We start from the raw sequence: 18,724 nt of genomic DNA on the forward strand, positions 1-18,724 counted from the left end.
CTTGTTTAAGTGGATTTTATTAATTGCAGGTGCTGGCCTTGTTTATCTTTGGATTAAAGGTAAAAAGCAGGCTAAGCTCAATGCTGAAAATCCCCCAAAACCCAGTAAAGATAAGCCTAAGAAGGCTACCGATCCTGAGGTCATGGTGCAGTGTCAATATTGCAAAGTGCATCTTCCGCAACCAGAAGCAATTGCTTATGACGATCGTTTCTACTGCGCGAAAGAGCATCTGTATGCCCTCGATTCTGAAGGTTGGATTGGTAATGCGTATTGGCGCATTTCGCCTAACCAAGATATCAGGCCTGACAATATTCAACCCGATCTTGCGGTAATTCATCACATTAGTCTGCCACCCGGTGAATTTAGAGAGCGGGATTCCAGTGGATATATCGTGGATTTTTTTCAAAACAAGCTAGACCCAAATCAGCATCCCTATTTTGCGGAGATTGCCGATCAAAAAGTATCAAGCCATTTCCTGATAACACGCTCTGGATCGTTGGTGCAGTTCGTATCTACTCGCAAGAAAGCTTGGCATGCTGGGGTTTCTGAGTTTCTTGGTAGAGAAAAGTGCAATGATTTTTCTATTGGGATTGAGTTAGAGGGTGATGGTGATACACCATTTGAGGCCGTTCAATACCGGGCCTTAACAGACCTCATTCAAAAATTGACAAACTCATACCCTGATTTGCAATTTGCTGGACACAGCGATATTGCCCCTGAGCGTAAAACGGATCCTGGAATAAATTTTGATTGGAAAAAGTTCCAAAAAGAGACAGGAATTTCTGCCAAAAAACTGCCCTTTGGTTTGGATTCCCGATAAGCAAGTTTTGTATGTGAGCGTCCGCTTACTTTTACAGCCTTTGTCTAAAAAGGGCTAAAAAATCCGCACCAAAATGACCCCAAAATAAGTGGAAAACTTAGTAAAAGTACTAGTAAATATTTGTAATAAATAGCTTACCAAATACTAAATATTTCCCTATACTTAGTGCCTAATGCACTTCAAGACACTAGATGTAGTGTTTGAATCCAGCAATACCCCATTGTTTTTTTAACGATATTTTGTCCAAATAACTATATATAGACGCAGGAGCAACATGACATACGCTAATCCACAGACAGCAGACCAATCCGCTGGAGCGAATAACCCAGGAATGAGTCCTGCAGGGGCAATGAATCAAGCCCCTTCCGCCGGCTTTGTAGCTGGTGGTGTTGGTGGCACTCAGGCAACACAATTGTCTGATTACAAAATCATTCGCCGCAACGGTTCCGTTGTTGCTTTTGAACCATCCAAAATTGCCATTGCTGTAACTAAAGCATTTTTAGCAGTTAATGGCGGTCAAGGTGCTGCATCTGCACGCGTTCGCGAGCAAGTTGAGCAACTGACACATTCTGTTGTGCGCGCATTATTGCGTAGCCGTCCAAACGGTGGCACGTTCCACATTGAAGATATTCAAGACCAGGTTGAGTTGGCCTTGATGCGTAGTGGCGAGCACAACGTTGCTCGTGCCTATGTTCTCTATCGTGAAAAGCGCAACCAAGAACGTGCTGCTCAGCAAGAAGTTTCACAAGAAGCACAAACCGCTAATCAGGCCGGTGAGTCTGGCATCAAAGTCAGTGACAACGGTGTTGAGAAGTGGTTAGATATGGCCGCTTTGCGCACGGTGATAGAAGCTGCTTGTGAAGGCTTGGGAACACATATTGATGCAACCCCAATCATCACTGAAACCATTAAGAATTTGTATGACGGCGTACCAATGGCTCAGGTGTATGACTCCGCGATCTTGGCATCCCGCACATTGATTGAAAAAGATCCTGCATACAGCCAAGTAACTGCGCGCATTTTGATGCACGTGATTCGTAAAGAAATCTTGGGCAAAGAAGTATTGCAAGGCGACATGCAGGCTGAGTACAGCACTTATTTTGCTAAGTACATCAACGAAGGTATTTCTGCTGAATTGTTAGACCCACGCATGCGTGAGTTTGATTTGCCACGCCTGGCTGCAGCCTTGAATGCTAGCCGCGATTTGCAATTTAACTACCTCGGTTTGCAGACTTTGTATGACCGCTATTTCTTGCACATTGAAGACCGTCGCATTGAAATGCCACAGGCTTTCTTTATGCGCGTAGCAATGGGCTTGTCTCTGAATGAATTGGACCGTGAGCGTCGTGCAATCGAGTTCTATGAAATCCTCTCTACATTTGATTTCATGTCCAGCACACCAACATTGTTCAATTCAGCTACAACACGTCCACAGCTCTCTAGCTGCTACTTGACTACTGTAGATGATGACCTTGATGGCATCTACGAAGCATTGAAAGAAAATGCTTTGTTGTCTAAGTTTGCCGGTGGTTTGGGCAATGACTGGACTAACGTTCGTGCTTTGGGAAGCCATATCAAAGGTACTAACGGTAAATCACAAGGTGTTGTGCCATTCTTGAAAGTGGTGAATGACACTGCTGTTGCTGTTAACCAAGGCGGTAAGCGTAAGGGTGCGGTTTGCGCCTACTTGGAAACATGGCACTTAGATATCGAAGAGTTCTTGGAGTTGCGTAAGAACACTGGTGACGATCGTCGTCGTACCCATGACATGAATACCTCTAACTGGATTCCTGACTTGTTCATGAAGCGCGTTATGGAAGGTGGCGATTGGACTTTGTTCTCTCCATCCAATACCCCTGATTTGCATGACAAGTTTGGTAAAGCTTTTGAAGAAGCTTATGTTGCTTATGAGCAAAAAGCTGATCGTGGTGAGTTGAAGCCATTCCGCCGCATTCCAGCGCAGCAATTGTGGCGCAAGATGCTCGGTATGTTGTTTGAAACTGGCCACCCATGGATCACATTTAAAGATCCTTGCAATATCCGTAGTCCACAGCAGCACATTGGCGTAGTTCACTCATCTAACCTCTGTACTGAGATCACTCTCAATACAAACGAGACTGAGATTGCGGTTTGTAACTTGGGATCTGTGAACTTAACCGCTCACATGACAACTGATGCCAACGGCAAGATGATTTTGGATCACGAGAAGCTCCAAAGAACCGTTCGCACTGCAATGCGTATGCTGGACAACGTGATTGATATCAACTACTACGCAGTAGCTAAAGCTCGTAACTCCAACTTGAAGCATCGTCCGGTCGGTATGGGCATCATGGGCTTCCAGGATTGCTTGCATATGCAACGTATTCCTTACGCTAGTGACGAAGCAGTGAAGTTTGCTGATTCTTCTATGGAAGCGGTTTGCTACTACGCTTATCAAGCATCCAATGAATTGGCTGAAGAGCGTGGCGTTTACAGCACATACAAAGGTTCATTGTGGGATCGCGGCATCCTCCCGCAGGATTCAGTAGCGATGTTGGCAGCTGAGCGTGGCGGTTACGTAGAGGTAGACAACTCTTCCACTATGGACTGGAGCGGTTTGCGTGCACGTATCAAGCAACACGGCATGCGCAACTCAAACTGCGTGGCGATTGCTCCAACAGCAACGATTTCCAACATTATTGGTGTTTCTGCTTGTATCGAGCCGACATTCCAGAACTTGTTCGTGAAATCTAACCTTTCTGGTGAATTCACAGTGGTAAACGAGTACTTAGTGCGTGATTTGAAAGATCGCGGCCTCTGGGATGAAGTCATGATTGCCGATTTGAAGTACTTTGACGGTACTTTGTCTAAGATCGATCGCATTCCACAAGATTTGCGTGATTTGTACGCAACAGCCTTTGAAGTTGAGCCAACCTGGTTGGTTGAGGCAGCTTCACGTCGTCAAAAGTGGATTGACCAAGCACAGTCATTGAATATCTACATGGCCGGCGCTTCTGGCAAGAAATTGGATGACACCTACAAGTTGGCTTGGTTGCGCGGCTTGAAGACGACTTACTACCTCCGCACAATGGCTGCTACTCACGTTGAGAAATCAACTGTTGCTAGCGGTCAGTTGAACTCTGTTTCTAGTGGCGGCGGCGTAAATGGTACTGATGCAGCTGCAGCTGCTGCTGGTGGCGGTGTTGAGGCGGACGGTCCGGTTTGCACAATGCGCCCAGGCGATGCAGGATTTGAAGAATGTGAAGCATGCCAATAAGCGATTCGCTTATTGGTGATAAATATAAGAATTAGGAGAGAGTTATGTTGAATTGGGAAGAGGAAGTTGCTCCAGCGCTAGCGAAAGTTGGTATTGCACCGCAGCCGGTTGCAGTGGAGCCACAACGTCCACAGCCAGATCAAGTGGCAATGGCACCACAAGCTGCAGCACCTGCGCCAGTGGCGGCCGCTAATTTATCTGGCGGCGCAGCTTTGCGTGTAAATGCCGCTGATAAGCGTGTGATTAATGCTAAGACTGACGTAAATCAGTTGGTTCCATTTAAGTACAAATGGGCTTGGGAGAAGTATTTGGCAGGTTGTGCAAACCATTGGATGCCACAAGAGATCAATATGAACCGCGATATCGCGCTTTGGAAAGATCCAAATGGCCTGACAGAAGATGAGCGTCGCATTATTAAGCGTAATCTTGGTTTCTTCACAACAGCCGATTCTTTGGCTGCAAACAATATTGTTTTGGGTACTTATCGCCACATTACCGCTCCAGAATGCCGCCAATACCTATTGCGCCAGGCTTTTGAGGAGGCGATTCACACCCATGCGTACCAATATATTGTGGAATCTTTAGGCTTAGATCAGTCTGAAATCTTCAATGCGTACAACGAGATTGAGTCAATCCGCGCCAAAGATGAGTTCTTGATTCCTTATATTGATGTACTTACCAATCCAAATTTCAAGACTGGCACTCTAGAAGCTGACCAAACATTGCTCCGTTCACTCATTGTTTTTGCTTGCGTGATGGAAGGTTTGTTCTTTTATGTTGGTTTTACGCAAATACTTGCAATGGGTCGTCAAAACAAAATGACGGGTGCTGCTGAGCAGTATCAATACATCCTTCGCGACGAGTCTATGCACTGCAATTTTGGTATCGATTTAATTAACCAAATCAAGCTGGAGAACCCGCAGTTATGGACTTCCGCGTTCAAAGACGAGATCAAATCTATCTTCGAAAAAGCGGTCGAATTAGAGTACCGTTACGCTGAAGATACGATGCCTCGCGGAGTGCTCGGATTGAACGCTCCGATGTTCAAAGGGTACCTAAGATACATTTGTAATCGCAGATGTTTGCAAATAGGACTTGACGCGATGTTCCCAAATGAAGAGAATCCATTTCCATGGATGTCAGAAATGATTGATCTGAAAAAAGAACGAAACTTTTTTGAGACACGCGTTATTGAGTATCAAACCGGTGGTGCGCTTAGTTGGGAGTAGTAAGACGGAAGTAAAGCGCACAACTGGCTAAATAGGAGATTAGACGGTTGGATAGTTTTAGAAGTCAGCAAAACCAGACTCAAATCCGAAAACCCTTGCTCAAGGGTGCCTGGGCTATTCCCTCTATTTTTTCCACCGTATTTAAGAAGCCGTTGTCCTTCGGGGCCACGGCTTTTTTTCCAGGATTCATTAGCGTGCAGCACTTAGTATCAAGCCGCGCGCCGATGAATGGCTCGCTCGTCAGATCCAAAAGGTTGCAAAACCAGGCGGAAATGAGTGGTCGGGTCTTCTTAATGTAGTTTGTACTAATCCTCACGTGAAGGAGTATTACTATGGCAATCGCCAAGAAAAAACCTGCTGCAAAAAAACCTGCTGCTAAGAAAAAAGTAGCTGCTAAGAAGCCTGCTGCTAAAAAAGTAGCTAAAAAGAAGCCTGCTGCTAAAAAAGTAGCTGCTAAGAAGCCTGCTGCTAAAAAAGTAGCTAAAAAGCGTCCTGCTGCTAAGAAGCGTGTAGCTGCTAAGAAGCCTGCTGCTAAAAAAGTAGCTAAAAAGCGTCCTGCTGCTAAAAAAGCTGCTGCTAAGAAGCCTGCTGCTAAAAAAGTAGCTCGTAAAGTAGCAAAAAAACCAGCTGCTAAAAAAGTTGCTCGTAAAGTAGCAAAAAAAAAGTAAGTAAGCCTGCTGCGAAGAAAGCGGGCTCCGCTGTAAAAAAGCCCGCGGCTAAGAAAGCTGCACCAGCGACTAGTGCGTTGAATCCTGCCGCTGCTTGGCCCTTCCCAACTGGCACACGTCCTTAAACAGACGGGTGTTACTAGAAGGGGTCTCTCACGAGACCCCTTTTTTTATTGCCTGAATTTTGGATGGCTTAGAGAAAAGCCAAAGAATGCTTAGAAACTAAAGCCAAACGCCGTTTTAAATTGGCTGGCAATCTGATCTTTGCTTAATTGGTGATTTTGTGGTCCTTGATGGGTAATTTTGATTGATCCCATGAGACTTGCCAGGCGACCGGTAGTCTCCCAGTCCATGCCATTTTCTAACCCAAAGAGTAAGCCGCCGCGGAATGCATCACCGCAACCAGTTGGGTCAACCACTTTTGCTGCTGGTACTGGCGGAATAGCAATACATTTGCCATCAACATAGATATCGGCCCCTTCAGCACCTTTGGTAACAATCAGCGCCTTTACTCGCTCAGCGACTTTTGCCAAGCTCAACCCTGTTCTTTGCGAAAGCATTTCACCTTCATAGTCGTTTACGGCTAAGTAGCTGGCGATATCAACTAGTTCAAGCAACTCTGGGCCGTTGAACATCGGCAAGCCTTGGCCTGGATCAAAGATAAATGGAATATTGGCATCGGCCAATTGGTGGCAGTGCTCCCACATGCCTTGACGACCATCGGGGGCGACAATTCCCAACTTCGCAGGGCCTTTAGCGTTTTTACTGCGCTCCGCAACAACTGCAGAAACCTGATTTAGGTGTGACTCACCCATTGCACCCGGGTGGAAGGCGGTAATTTGATTGTTTGCCTGATCAGTGGTGATCATGGCTTGGGCGGTAAACGCATTTTCGATCTGGCGAATATGGCTGGCATCAATCTTGAGTTGATTAAGACGATTCATGTACGGTGTTGCGTCGCCTCCAACAGTAGCCATGATGATGGGGTCGCCACCCAAAAGATTGAGGTTGTAGGCAATATTGCCTGCGCAGCCGCCGAATTCGCGACGCATGGTTGGAACTAAAAAGGCTACGTTCAGGATATGAATCTGCTCAGGCAGGATTTGATCGGCAAATTTGCCTTCAAAGTTCATGATGGTGTCGTAGGCGATAGAGCCACAGATCAAGCTAGCCATAAATTGCTTTCTTTATAAAAAATGAGGAGATAAATGTGATGTTGATGAATGGATTTAGGGGTAGAGCACCCGCACGCGATAACCCGCGGCATTTGGTGGAAGTGAAATAGGTAGCTCAATCTGCAAAAGCTCGCCAGAAGGGACACCCTTTTTTAAAAAATCAGGATGAGTCTCTTGCCAAGTTTTGGGAAGCCATTCTTGCGGGGTAAATTGCAGTGATTTGATTTCAGATTCTTCTGCATCAGTCAAAGTAATTTCTAAATTTGGCGGTAAAACGGTAATAGCAAGACGATTTTGTATCTCAACTTGCAGCATAGATTGATTTGCGACGCTTTTAAGCCCTTCTCGCGCGTTTTCTGGTGAAAGTGTGGCTGAAGTTATTTTCCAAGCGGCAAAATCGCTTACAGCGCGATCTAGACATCCCAGTGTGCGACAAAGTTTTGCATCCACACGCTGTAAAACAGAAAATGAATTCACGAAAAAAGAATTTGATGTGCCATCAACGCGTGGTGCAAGCGCTGGCAGCAATGAATTTCTTGAAAGATGCTCTCCAAAAACCAGTAAGAGCAGCAATAAGCCAGAGTAAAGGACTAATTTAAGACTTTTTTTTTGAGCAGATGGAGCAAAAGGATTATTGGCAGCACTTTGCTTATCTTGATTGAGGGTGCCATGCAAGCAAACCCAACCTTCGCTCTCTTTCCAGACTGAAAGCGTTAGCCATTGACTGTAAGTAGCAATTACCTCTTCAGCTTGGCGTGCAAGTACGCCCGATAAAACAATCCGACCGCCCAATTTCATTTTATTTACCAGCGCAGGAGCAAGCACTTGCAGTGGGTTGGCCAAAATATTGGCCATAACGATGTCGTATTTGGTTTCCGCGGCGAGTTCGATTGCACCTTCGTTTGGTAGAACAAAGCGAATGGTGGTGTTATTGATTTCTGCATTGCTACGCGCTGCAACCATGGCTTGTGGGTCGATATCAGTGCCAATAACAGGATTGCAACCTAACTTAGCTGCAGCAATGGCTAAGATTCCTGAGCCACAGCCATAATCCAAAAGGCTCTGGCTCTGAAGATTATTTTGTTGCTCAAGCCAAAGTAGGCATAAATGGGTAGTGGGATGACTACCTGTGCCAAAGGCAAGCCCTGGATCAACGGCTAGGCAAATCGCATTTGGATCGGTTGGCGCATCGTGCCATGAAGGCACTACCCAAATGCGCTCACCAATTTGAATAGGTGCAAATTGACTTTGAGTAAGTCGTACCCAGTCTTGCTCTTCAACTGTTTTTTCTTGAGGGGGCGCCAAGTTAAAGCCTGCTTCTTTTAAGGAAGCAAGCAGCTCCGGGATAAATTCCGCGCTGCCAGAAGCGTCAATCTCAGGATTAAATAGGGCGGTTACTGAAGATCGATCCCAAGCTTGCACTTCCGGTGAAAGCCCTGGCTCTCCGTAGAGAGGATTTTCATCGTATCCACCAGCAGCGTCATCCTCGACGGTGACGGATAAGGCGCCCAAGTCCAAAAGCGCATCACCTAAAGGTTCTGCGGTTTCGGCTGCTACCGTGAATACCAGTTCACGATAAGACATGAGACGCTCGCATTAATTAGGATTTGCCGCGACTTGCAGCTTGCTCTTCTAAGCGATGCTCCAAGTAGTGAATGCTGGTTCCGCCTTCAATGAAGTTGGGGTCCAACATCAATTCACGATGGAGTGGCACATTGGTCGTGATGCCATCAATCACCATTTCGGAGAGGGCAATTTGCATGCGGCGAATAGCTTGCTCACGGGTATTGCCGTAAGAAATCAATTTGCCAATCATGGAGTCATAGTTAGACGGCACTACGTAACCGCTATATGCATGCGAGTCGACACGAATACCGGGACCACCTGGCATATGGAATGAACCAATCTTGCCTGGACTTGGAGTGAACTTGAAAGGATCTTCGGCATTTAGGCGGCACTCAATGGCGTGTCCGCGGAAAACGATATCTTTCTGGCGGTAGCTGAGCTTGAGGCCAGCTGCAATGCGAATCTGTTCTTGAACAATATCCACACCAGTAATCATTTCAGTAACTGGATGTTCTACCTGAACGCGGGTGTTCATCTCAATGAAGAAGAATTCACCGTTTTCATACAGGAATTCAAATGTACCGGCGCCGCGATAACCAATCTTGCGACAGGCTTCTGCACAACGTTCACCAATTTTGGCGATTAAACGACGATCAATGCCAGGAGCTGGAGCTTCTTCAATCACTTTTTGGTGGCGACGCTGCATAGAGCAATCACGCTCACCTAGCCAAATGGCATTGCCATGAGTATCAGCAAGAATCTGAATCTCTACGTGACGAGGTTTCTCTAAAAACTTCTCCATATAGACTTCTGGATTACCAAAAGCACGTCCAGCTTCTTCGCGTGTCATATTGACAGCGTTAATGAGGTGAGCTTCGGTGTGAACTACGCGCATACCGCGACCACCACCACCGCCAGCGGCTTTAATGATGACGGGATAACCAACCTTTTTAGCGGTTGCAACAATCTCTTTTGGATTATCGGGAAGAGCACCCTCGGAGCCAGGAACGCAAGGCACGCCTGCTTTAATCATGGCGCGTTTAGCAGAAACCTTGTCACCCATTAAGCGAATAGATGCTGCTGTAGGCCCGATAAATGCAAAACCCGATTTTTCTACACGCTCTGCGAAGTCAGCATTTTCAGAAAGGAATCCATAGCCAGGATGGATCGCTTCTGCGTCAGTTACTTCTGCCGCAGAAATAATCGCGGGCATATTGAGGTAGCTAAGCGGAGATGGTGCTGGCCCGATGCATACAGCTTCATCGGCAAGCCTCACATACTTCGCTTCTTTATCTGCGGTGGAGTACACCACAACAGTTTTAATTCCCAACTCGCGGCATGCGCGTTGGATGCGGAGAGCAATTTCTCCCCGATTGGCAATCAGAATCTTATCGAACATGTCGGCTCTGAGTTAAGTAACAGTGAATTGGAATAGATCTAAGTCGATCTTATTAGGCGATGATGAAAAGAGGCTGGTCAAACTCAACACCTTGACCGTTTTCACAGAGGATTTCTTTAACTACACCGGCATGCTCAGATTCAATTTCGTTGAGTAGCTTCATCGCTTCAATGATGCAAAGAGTTTGGCCTACTTTGACGGTATCGCCGATATTGACGAAGTTTGGTGATTCTGGATTTGGTGCACGGTAGAAAGTCCCAACCATAGGAGACTTCGCAACAAAACCAGTTTCAGCGGCAGGCGCTTCAACAGCTGCCGCTGGGGCGGGTGCGCTGGCAGCTGGCGCAGCTTGCATGGCTTGTACAGGCGCTGGATTGGCGTAAACCACCTGGCCAGCAGGAGCTGGAGAACCAGCGTTTACGATGCGAACGCGATCTTCGCCTTCATTTACTTCCAACTCAGAAATACCTGACTCAGAGACTAAGTCGATCAAGGTTTTTAGTTTTCTCAGATCCATGCGAGTGCTTCCTCTCTTGTAATTCTTTAAATAGATTTACTTCTTTAAACGTGTAATCGCTGCCTGCAAAGCTAATTCATAGCCAATGGCGCCAAGCCCACAAATAACTCCCGTTGCAATATCAGACAGGTAGGAGTGCTTGCGGAATTCTTCACGCTGGTGAATATTTGATAAATGAACTTCGGTAAATGGAATGGCTACACCAGCCAATACATCGCGTAGAGCAACGCTGGTGTGAGTAAAGGCGCCTGGGTTGATGATGATGAAATCAACCCCATCTTGCTTGGCCTTCTGAATGTGGTCGATTAACTCGCCTTCATGATTGCTTTGAAAGGTGCTTAGATCAACAGATTGCGCTTTAGCTAGCTCACCAAGCTTTTGATGAATGTCTTCTAGGGTTGTTTTGCCGTAAACATCGGGTTCACGGGTGCCTAATAGATTTAGGTTTGGGCCTTGAATTACGAGAATTGAAGCTTTTTTCGACATAGATCCCTATTTTTAGAGGCAGTTAAGCGTTAATTGACGATTTGGGCTTTGTGCCCTACATACAACTTCATGCTTTATTGCTTATGAGGGAAAGTATACCTTTATAAGGGCGGTATAAGACCAAAAAGTTGCCCCAAAAATAGGAATTTTCGAAACTTTTAAGTGCAGATATTGAAAAATATTGAATTTATTGCCTGAAATTGTGGTGGAATGGCTTTAAGTTTTCATCATTAAAACTCAATAAAAATACTTATAAAGCGGATTTAATGGCATTTCTGAGCTCATCTTCGCTTATCTTGCCTAATTTGCTATAGCTGGACTTCCCTTTGGCATTAATGATGATGGTGTAAGGAAGGGCGCCTTGGGAGTTTCCCATTTGCTTAGAAAGATTACTGCCCTGCAATCCGCCAATCATGATCGGATAGCTAACTGGGGTTTTTTCAAGGAATTCACGAATATTAGAGGGTGAATCGATACCGATACCGACAAATAAGACGTTTTGCTTTAAAAACTCTTGTTGCAACTTATCTAAAGTAGGCATTTCTTCAACGCAAGGGGGACACCAGGAGGCCCAAAAATTCACAACCAGGACTTTTCCTTGCCATTCTTGGGTGTTGGCTGCTTTTCCATCTGGGGTTTGCCAAGGATTTTCAAGAAACGCTTTTACGGCAGGGTCGCCAGCTAAACCAGTTTTATAAATCCATTGCGAAGTCAGTACGCCTGAAACTAGTGCCAAAAGACTAATTACGACGATGATGATCCATTGTCTGCGGTTCATTACAGCTCCTTCGCTAAAATTCGTAAATGCATATACATATCCTGGGCATTTGCGGTACTTTCATGGGCGGCATTGCCGCAATCGCCAGACAAGCTGGACACCGCGTTACTGGCTGCGATGCCAACGTGTATCCACCAATGAGTACGCAGCTTGAAGCTCAAGGCATCGAACTGATTGAGGGATTTTCGCCCAATCAATTATCTCAGTTTGAGACCATGCCTGATTTATTTGTAATTGGCAATGTGGTTTCTCGCGGCAATTCTTTAATGGAGGCGATTCTCAATCAAGGCTTGCCCTATATTTCTGGTCCGCAATGGTTGGGCGAACAAGTTTTATACGGCAGACATGTTCTAGCGGTTGCTGGCACACATGGCAAGACAACTACTTCAGCCATGCTGACTTGGATTTTGGAATTCAACGGTTATAAACCTGGATACCTGATTGGTGGGGTGCCTCTGAACTTCACGGTATCTGCGCGCTTGGGTGAGAGTAAATATTTTGTCATTGAAGCAGATGAATACGACACTGCATTTTTCGATAAGCGCAGTAAGTTTGTGCACTACCGACCACGCACTGCTTTATTAAATAATTTGGAATTTGATCACGCGGATATCTTTGCGGATCTTGCTGCAATTGAAACCCAGTTTCATCATCTTGTCCGCACCGTGCCGGGCGATGGTTTATTGGTGGTAAATGGCGAAGAGCCTGCTTTAGCAAGTGTCATTACGCGTGGTGCATGGGCCCCTGTAGAGCGCTTTGGTCAAGAACTTGCAAATGAATGGTCATTAATCTCACAGGAGAATGACGGTTTTGTTGTGCGCAAGGCTGGTAAAGAAGTGGCAACAGTAAAGTGGGCGATGGATTCAGGTGTCATGGGTCGACACAATCAACTAAATGCTCTTGCGGCGATTGCTTCTGCCAATCACATTGGTATTTCTCCTGCAGATTCTGCGCGTGCGTTGGCAGAGTTCAAGAATGTGAAGCGTCGTCTAGAAACCATTGGTGTTGCAAATGACATTACGGTCTATGACGATTTTGCACATCACCCAACTGCAATCACTACTACCGTTGATGGTTTGCGTCGCCGCGTTGGAAAAGCGCGCATCTTAGCTGTACTGGAACCACGTTCAAACACAATGAAGCTTGGTGTGATGAAAGCTCAGCTTCCTGGAAGTCTTGAGGCAGCCGATAAAGTATTTGCTTATGGCGCAAACTCAGGAAAAGAGTCATTGGGTTGGGACTTGGCTGAGGTCTTATCTCCACTCAATACAAAAGAGCAGGGCAAAGCACAAGCTTTCGATGATCTTGAGGCTTTAGTTAAAGCAGTTGCACATGAAGCCAAGCCAGGTGATCATATTTTGGTTATGAGTAATGGTGGGTTTGGTGGCGTGCATCAAAAACTATTAAAAGCCATTTTGGCAAAGTAACAAAATATAGAAAGCAAAAAATGGGCGATAGATTAAAAGACAAAGTAGCCATCATCACCGGTGCCGCTAAGGGTATTGGTTTTGCTACTGCCCAGCGTTTTGCGCAAGAGGGTGCCAAGGTCATCATTACCGATATCAACCAAGAAGCTGTCAACAGCGCTGCAGCACAAGTCTTGAATTCCGAAGGCTATGCCATGAATGTGACTGATCGTGCCAGCATTCAATCGGTAGTTGACCAGGTGATGCAAAAGCATGGACGCATTGACATCTTGATTAATAACGCAGGCATTACTCAAGATGCGCGCTTGATTAAGATGACCGAAGCTCAGTTTGATACGGTGATTGATGTCAATTTGAAAGGTGTATTTAATTGCACCCAATTGATTGTTCCGCACATGCTCGAGGCTGGCTCTGGTGCGGTAGTCAACGCATCCAGTGTTGTGGGTCTATACGGTAATTTTGGTCAAACCAATTACTCAGCTACAAAATTTGGCGTCATTGGCTTTACTAAAACATGGGCACGCGAGCTCGGTCCTAAGGGAATACGAGTAAATGCGGTATGTCCAGGTTTCATTGCAACAGAGATGGTCAAAGCCATGCCAGAAAATATTTTGCAAGACATTGAAAAGCGCAGTTGGCTTGGTCGCTTAGGCACTCCTACTGAAATGGCGAACGTTTATCTGTTCTTGGCTAGTGATGAAGCGAGCTATGTCAATGGAGTGGCATTAGAGGCCAGCGGCGGGATCTCGCTCTAAGCATGAATCTTTTATATGAAGAAGGTGGCGACATCAAGATCGCCACAGTGCAGTCAGCATCAGGTACTGGGGATGCAGAGTCTTGGCAGGCAACCAGTCTTTCCGGAAAAAAGATCAAGCTCAAAGCTAAAGAGGTTTGGTTGCGCTTTGAAAAGCCAGAAGCACAGGCCGCTATAGACGAAGCAGGAACTCTGACTGCCGATATTGATTTGCAGTTGCTTTGGGATTGCGCACCAGATGAAGAATTTGGTTTAGTTGATGTGGCGCATGAGTACTTTGGATCACAAGCCAGCATTCCACAACAAGTTGCACTAGCAATTGCTTTGCAGGGAGCCCCCGTTTTCTTTCGTCGCAAAGGACGTGGCCGCTTTCAGAGAGCGCCATTAGAACAGCTGCAGGCCGGGCTGGCCGCTTTAGAGCGTAAGCAAAAAGAGCTTGAGCAGCAATCGGTTTGGCAGCAAGAGTTAGTTGATGGAACTTTTCCTGAAACGCTCAAGTCTTCAGCCAAGCAATTACTTTTTTCTCCCGATAAAAATACTTCTGCGTACAAAGCTCTTATTTCCGCCTGTACCGAGACCGGTGAATCTCCGGCTCAGTTGATGATTCGTTGTGGCGCAATTGATTCGCCTTTAGCGTATCACCAGGGACTGTTTCTGAAGGCGCACTTTCCGAATGGTGCGGATCACAATCCGGCTGTTGGGGTTGATCAAGCGGCATATGCATCTGCTATTGCTGAGCTTCCAATCGCCCAAGTGCAGGCATTCTCTATCGATGATTCCGGTACTACTGAGATTGATGATGCCCTATCAGTCACGCCAATTGAGGGCGGGCATCGGATAGGAATTCATATTGCTGCTCCAGGTTTGGCCATTTCAAAAGATGATCCCTTGGATCAAGTTGCGCGTAATCGCATGTCTACGGCGTACTTTCCTGGCGACAAAATTACGATGTTGCCTGATTCAGTCATTGAGCAATTCTCCTTAGATGAAGGAATGCCAAGACCCGCCTTATCGATCTATGTTGATATTGATTCTCAGGGGGTCGTCAATCGAGCGACTTTGCAGATGCGTGCAGAGATGGTGCCTATGGCAGCCAATTTACGTCTGGAAGATATTGAGCATCTTGTGAGCGAAGAGAGTTTGCTTGATGATGGTTCTAGCTATCCTTATCGCAAAGAGTTAGCCATTTTGTGGCAAGCCGCTAAACATCTTCATGCGGGTCGCCAAGAAAAGCGCGTGGCAAATGGCTTACGTGCCGAGCAACTGGGGCTTGTGGATCCTAACGCTCTGGCAAGAGACTTTCACTTCCAGATTCAAGAGGTGGATGGGGTTCAGCGCGTTGATATTTTGCCGCGTCAGCGTGGCTCCATTTTGGACACCATTGTTGCTGAGTGGATGATCTTCTGTAACAGCGCCTCAGGTCAGCTTCTTGCCGACCACGGTCTTCCAGGATTATTTAGAACTCAGAAGGGCTGGGGCCCACTGCGCACTCGCATGCAAACCACTCCAGGACCGCATGAAGGTTTGGGTTTGGACTATTACGCTTGGTGTACCTCTCCCTTGCGTCGATATTCCGACCTGGTCAATCAATGGCAATTGATTGCGCTTGCAAAGCATGGTGTGACTGCCAAAATGGTTGCACCATTTCCACCGCGAGATGCTACGCTGATGGGCATTGCTGCTGACTTCGAGTCTTGCTATCAAGCGTATGGAGAGTTCCAAGACCGACTAGAAAAATATTGGTGCTTACGTTGGATTACGCAAGATGGTGAATCAAAGACTGTGTATGTCCGTCATTTGAAAGAAGGCATGTCTCGAGTGGAGTTAGTGCCATTGCACCTACCTATTCCTGAGTTAGCAACGCATCCCCGCATGACGCGTGCAGAAGTAGTGATTGCCGATGTAGATTTATTGCAACTTAGCGCAGGTGTTCGTGTTCTAGAAATTGAAGCAAAGTTGGAGGCTCCTGAAAAGGAATCAGCTGATCAAGCTATAGAGTCGGGGCTGGAGCCAGAGTCATTAGACAAACCTGAAGAAGATGCTAGCCCAGCTTAAATCTCTTGAGATTCCGTGTCCTGAGAGACTCGGTAAAGCCTTGCATTATCTGCATCGCGTATGGAATCGTTATCCATTTCGCTTTGCCTTATGCGCCTCCATTCTGATTCATCTTGTGTTCTTATCTTTTCGCTGGGGTGTTGGGGAAATTCAGAATCGCCGACTCAATACTCCCCTGAGCGTGGTTTTGGTTAATGCCAGCAATAAAACGCCACCTCAAAAAGCGAGCAAATTGGCTCAAGCCGATTTACAGGGTGGCGGTAAAACAGAGAATCAAGATGCTACAGCACTGCATCGCGCTAGATTGGGGGCGGAAGCAAGACTTGAGGTTTTGGAGAGGCAGCAAAAGCAAATGCTCGCAAAGCTAGATGAGCAGCGCAATCGCTCTGGTGGTCGTAAAAGCGGCGATGAGCAAAAAATTACACCGCAACTTAATTCTTTAGAAGCTGAGTTAGCAAAGCGGCTCCAGTCTGATGGCAGAGAGCCAAGACGCAAGGTGCTGACTGGCGCCAATACAAAAGCAGTGAGCTTTGCACACTATTACGATGCCATGCGCCAAAAAATTGAGGCTTATGGCAGCGCATTTTTCCCAAGGGCGAATGGGCGCCCCTTATATGGCAGCTTGGTGATTGTGGTGAGTGTAGATAACCAAGGAAGAATCACCACGAACGCCCAAGGTAAGGATGGGCTTTCTATTGGCCGCAGTTCTGGCAATCCTGAGTTGGATCGTCAGGCCCTTGCCATCGTTAGGGCTTCAGCCCCCTTTGGTCCTTTTCCTTCGGAAATGCGCAATCAAATTGATGTATTGGATTGGATCTCCACTTTCGAGTTCACACGCGATGGAGTGGATCGTCTAGAGCTACGTCATTAAAGCTATTTAACTAACTTTATAAATTCGCTTATTCTGTAGTCATTATGAGTTCCACGAATACCACCCCTTTGCATACAGACCCAAGCCTCTTTGCTGGCGTGGATGTTTATGCTGTGGCTGGTAATCCGATTGCCCATAGCAAATCTCCGGCAATTCATCAACGTTTTGCAGAACAAGCAAAGCAGCGTATGCACTATGGCCGTCTTCAGCCTGATGTGGATGCTTTTTCGCAAGCAGCTAAAGCGTTTTTTGCTGCAGGTGGCAAAGGTATGAATGTCACGGTACCCTTTAAGTTAGATGCCCAAAACCTGGCTGATGTATTAACACCACGCGCACAATTGGCGGGCGCCGTTAATACTTTGTGGAAAACAGAGGGCAAAATTTTTGGTGACAATACTGATGGTGCTGGTCTAGTGCGCGATCTTTTGGCCCAAGGTATTGATCTGCATAGCGCCCGCATTTTGTTGATTGGCGCTGGTGGAGCTGCGCGCGGCGTGATTGGTCCTTTGTTGGAGCAAGCTCCTAAAGCTCTCATCATTGCAAACCGCTCCAGTGCTAAAGCAGATGAATTGGTCAAACTCTTTGCTGATCTAGCAGCATCCAAAGAGGTGGCGCTAGAGTCTCGGACTTTAGGTGATCTTGAGGATCCCGCAAAAACACAGTACCCATTTGATTTGGTCATCAATGCCACCGCTGCTGGTCTGACGGATGAATCGCCTTTGAGTTCGCAGGCAGTGAGCAATATTTTTGTACCCAGCTCTTTTGCCTATGACATGGTCTATGGCAAAACTACTGCTTTTATGCAGCAAGCTCTTCAACGGGGTGCACGAGTAAGTGATGGCCTTGGTATGTTGGTCGAGCAGGCGGCTGATGCATTCTTACTATGGCGTGGTGCACACTTGGCAAATTTAATTGATCCTCGCGCAGTGTTGGCAGAGCTCCGTAGCTAAATTATCTTGATGCGCTGGCTTCTCTATCCAGTGAAATGTTTGCTAGCAGGATTTGTGGCGATGCAAATCTTCTTTGCTCTACAGATTGCCTTATGGACTGGTCTGGATCCAAGCAGTACTGCTTTTCAAAGGGCAGAGCGTTGGCGTCTGTGCTCATGGCATTGGAGTTGCTCCATGCAATCTCAATGGGTGCCATACGACAAGATCTCCAATAATCTCAAGCGCGCAGTTCTGGTCAGTGAAGACGATATCTTCTTTCAGCACAGTGGCGTGCGGGTAGAGGATATGCAAAAAGCTTGGCAGAAGAATCAACAGCAAAATCAGCAAAAAACTCAAGCAGGCAATAAATCAAAAACAGCTTTGCGAGGTGGCTCAACTATTACGCAGCAGTTAGCAAAGAATTTATTTCTTTCCTCGGAGCAAAACTATTTGCGCAAAGGGCAAGAGCTCATCATCACTGGGCTTTTGGAGTTAACCCTTTCAAAACAGAGGATGTATGAGATTTATCTCAATTCTGTGGAGTGGGGCGAGGGTATTTTTGGAGTTGGTGCTGCATCCCAGCACTATTACGCTACAAGTCCAGCGGCGCTTGACCGAAATCAGTCTGCTGCACTAGCTTCAGCATTACCTGCACCCAAGTGTTTTGATAAGCAGCAGTATTGCCGCCGTGGAAGTATTAATTACTCTGCTCGCCAAGAATTTATCTTGGAAGGTATGGATCGGGTTGCATTAGCGCCTTACCCAAAAAAGTAAGAGCGCTTAGCAATTTCTTG

The 18,724-nt window shown here is 46.5% G+C and carries 15 protein-coding genes and 2 pseudogenes; 10 read left to right on the top strand and 7 right to left on the bottom strand.

Annotated elements, in window-relative coordinates; translation table 11 throughout:
• The first annotated feature begins 1 nt into the window (after position 1).
• The 4 genes and pseudogenes from ampD to ICN10_RS05690 all read left to right on the top strand — a co-directional run bounded on the left by ampD (position 2) and on the right by ICN10_RS05690 (position 6,098).
• On the top strand, positions 2-820 hold the full coding sequence (ampD, locus tag ICN10_RS05675; protein ID WP_255536818.1) for a 1,6-anhydro-N-acetylmuramyl-L-alanine amidase AmpD: 819 nt from the start codon (positions 2-4) through the stop codon (positions 818-820).
• Between the two features lie 331 nt (positions 821-1,151).
• On the top strand, positions 1,152-4,076 hold the full coding sequence (locus tag ICN10_RS05680; protein ID WP_370626218.1) for a ribonucleoside-diphosphate reductase subunit alpha: 2,925 nt from the start codon (positions 1,152-1,154) through the stop codon (positions 4,074-4,076).
• 44 nt (positions 4,077-4,120) lie between these two features.
• Complete coding sequence (locus ICN10_RS05685) at positions 4,121-5,305, top strand: ribonucleotide-diphosphate reductase subunit beta (RefSeq protein ID WP_216213531.1); 1,185 nt, start codon at positions 4,121-4,123, stop codon at positions 5,303-5,305.
• A 332-nt stretch (positions 5,306-5,637) separates the two neighbouring features.
• Positions 5,638-6,098 (top strand): annotated as a pseudogene (locus ICN10_RS05690) (histone H1-like DNA-binding protein).
• A 90-nt stretch (positions 6,099-6,188) separates the two neighbouring features.
• On the opposite strand, the gene ICN10_RS05695 reads toward ICN10_RS05690, so the two are convergent.
• From ICN10_RS05695 to ICN10_RS05720, 7 genes and pseudogenes are all read right to left on the bottom strand, one after another.
• Complete coding sequence (locus tag ICN10_RS05695) at positions 6,189-7,148, bottom strand: carbohydrate kinase family protein (protein ID WP_216213533.1); 960 nt, start codon at positions 7,146-7,148, stop codon at positions 6,189-6,191.
• A gap of 54 nt (positions 7,149-7,202) precedes the next feature.
• A complete protein-coding gene (locus tag ICN10_RS10140; protein WP_255536876.1) occupies positions 7,203-7,823 on the bottom strand; it encodes a DUF3426 domain-containing protein in 621 nt (206 codons plus the stop codon).
• A pseudogene (gene prmA / locus ICN10_RS10145) lies at positions 7,812-8,732 on the bottom strand (50S ribosomal protein L11 methyltransferase); the annotation flags it as partial. The gene ICN10_RS10140 and the pseudogene prmA, both read right to left, overlap by 12 nt.
• 16 nt (positions 8,733-8,748) lie before the next feature.
• Entirely contained in the window at positions 8,749-10,113 is a 1,365-nt protein-coding gene (gene accC, locus ICN10_RS05705) for an acetyl-CoA carboxylase biotin carboxylase subunit (protein ID WP_216213539.1), read from the bottom strand.
• A gap of 52 nt (positions 10,114-10,165) precedes the next feature.
• Positions 10,166-10,630 carry an acetyl-CoA carboxylase biotin carboxyl carrier protein gene (accB, locus tag ICN10_RS05710; protein WP_216213543.1) on the bottom strand — a complete coding sequence of 155 codons (465 nt, stop codon included), beginning with the start codon at positions 10,628-10,630 and terminating at the stop codon, positions 10,166-10,168.
• A gap of 36 nt (positions 10,631-10,666) precedes the next feature.
• Complete coding sequence (gene aroQ, locus ICN10_RS05715; RefSeq protein ID WP_216213548.1) at positions 10,667-11,116, bottom strand: type II 3-dehydroquinate dehydratase; 450 nt, start codon at positions 11,114-11,116, stop codon at positions 10,667-10,669.
• A gap of 250 nt (positions 11,117-11,366) precedes the next feature.
• On the bottom strand, positions 11,367-11,894 hold the full coding sequence (locus tag ICN10_RS05720; RefSeq protein ID WP_216213553.1) for a TlpA disulfide reductase family protein: 528 nt from the start codon (positions 11,892-11,894) through the stop codon (positions 11,367-11,369).
• Positions 11,895-11,920: 26 nt separating this feature from the next.
• On the opposite strand from ICN10_RS05720, the gene mpl reads away from it, so the two are divergent.
• Genes mpl through mtgA form a run of 6 tightly spaced genes read left to right on the top strand, consistent with a single transcriptional unit; the run spans position 11,921 to position 18,704 of the window.
• Positions 11,921-13,321 carry a UDP-N-acetylmuramate:L-alanyl-gamma-D-glutamyl-meso-diaminopimelate ligase gene (gene mpl / locus ICN10_RS05725; protein ID WP_216213556.1) on the top strand — a complete coding sequence of 467 codons (1,401 nt, stop codon included), beginning with the start codon at positions 11,921-11,923 and terminating at the stop codon, positions 13,319-13,321.
• 20 nt (positions 13,322-13,341) lie between these two features.
• Positions 13,342-14,076 (top strand): 3-oxoacyl-ACP reductase FabG, encoded by a 735-nt coding sequence (fabG, locus tag ICN10_RS05730; RefSeq protein WP_216213558.1) that lies wholly within the window; start codon positions 13,342-13,344, stop codon positions 14,074-14,076.
• A gap of 2 nt (positions 14,077-14,078) precedes the next feature.
• Positions 14,079-16,130 (top strand): ribonuclease catalytic domain-containing protein, encoded by a 2,052-nt coding sequence (locus ICN10_RS05735; RefSeq protein WP_216213561.1) that lies wholly within the window; start codon positions 14,079-14,081, stop codon positions 16,128-16,130.
• Positions 16,114-17,001 carry an energy transducer TonB gene (locus ICN10_RS05740; protein WP_216213564.1) on the top strand — a complete coding sequence of 296 codons (888 nt, stop codon included), beginning with the start codon at positions 16,114-16,116 and terminating at the stop codon, positions 16,999-17,001. The genes ICN10_RS05735 and ICN10_RS05740 overlap by 17 nt, the downstream gene beginning before the upstream one ends.
• Before the next feature lie 44 nt (positions 17,002-17,045).
• Positions 17,046-17,951: a shikimate dehydrogenase gene (aroE, locus tag ICN10_RS05745; protein ID WP_216213566.1), complete on the top strand. Its 906-nt coding sequence runs from the start codon at positions 17,046-17,048 to the stop codon at positions 17,949-17,951.
• 9 nt (positions 17,952-17,960) lie between these two features.
• Positions 17,961-18,704, top strand: coding sequence for a monofunctional biosynthetic peptidoglycan transglycosylase (gene mtgA / locus ICN10_RS05750; protein WP_216213570.1), 744 nt, complete (start codon positions 17,961-17,963; stop codon positions 18,702-18,704).
• Positions 18,705-18,724 lie beyond the last annotated feature (20 nt).

The sequence above is a fragment of the Polynucleobacter sp. 86C-FISCH genome, from assembly GCF_018882415.1.
In the GTDB taxonomy this organism is placed as follows: Bacteria; Pseudomonadota; Gammaproteobacteria; order Burkholderiales; family Burkholderiaceae; genus Polynucleobacter.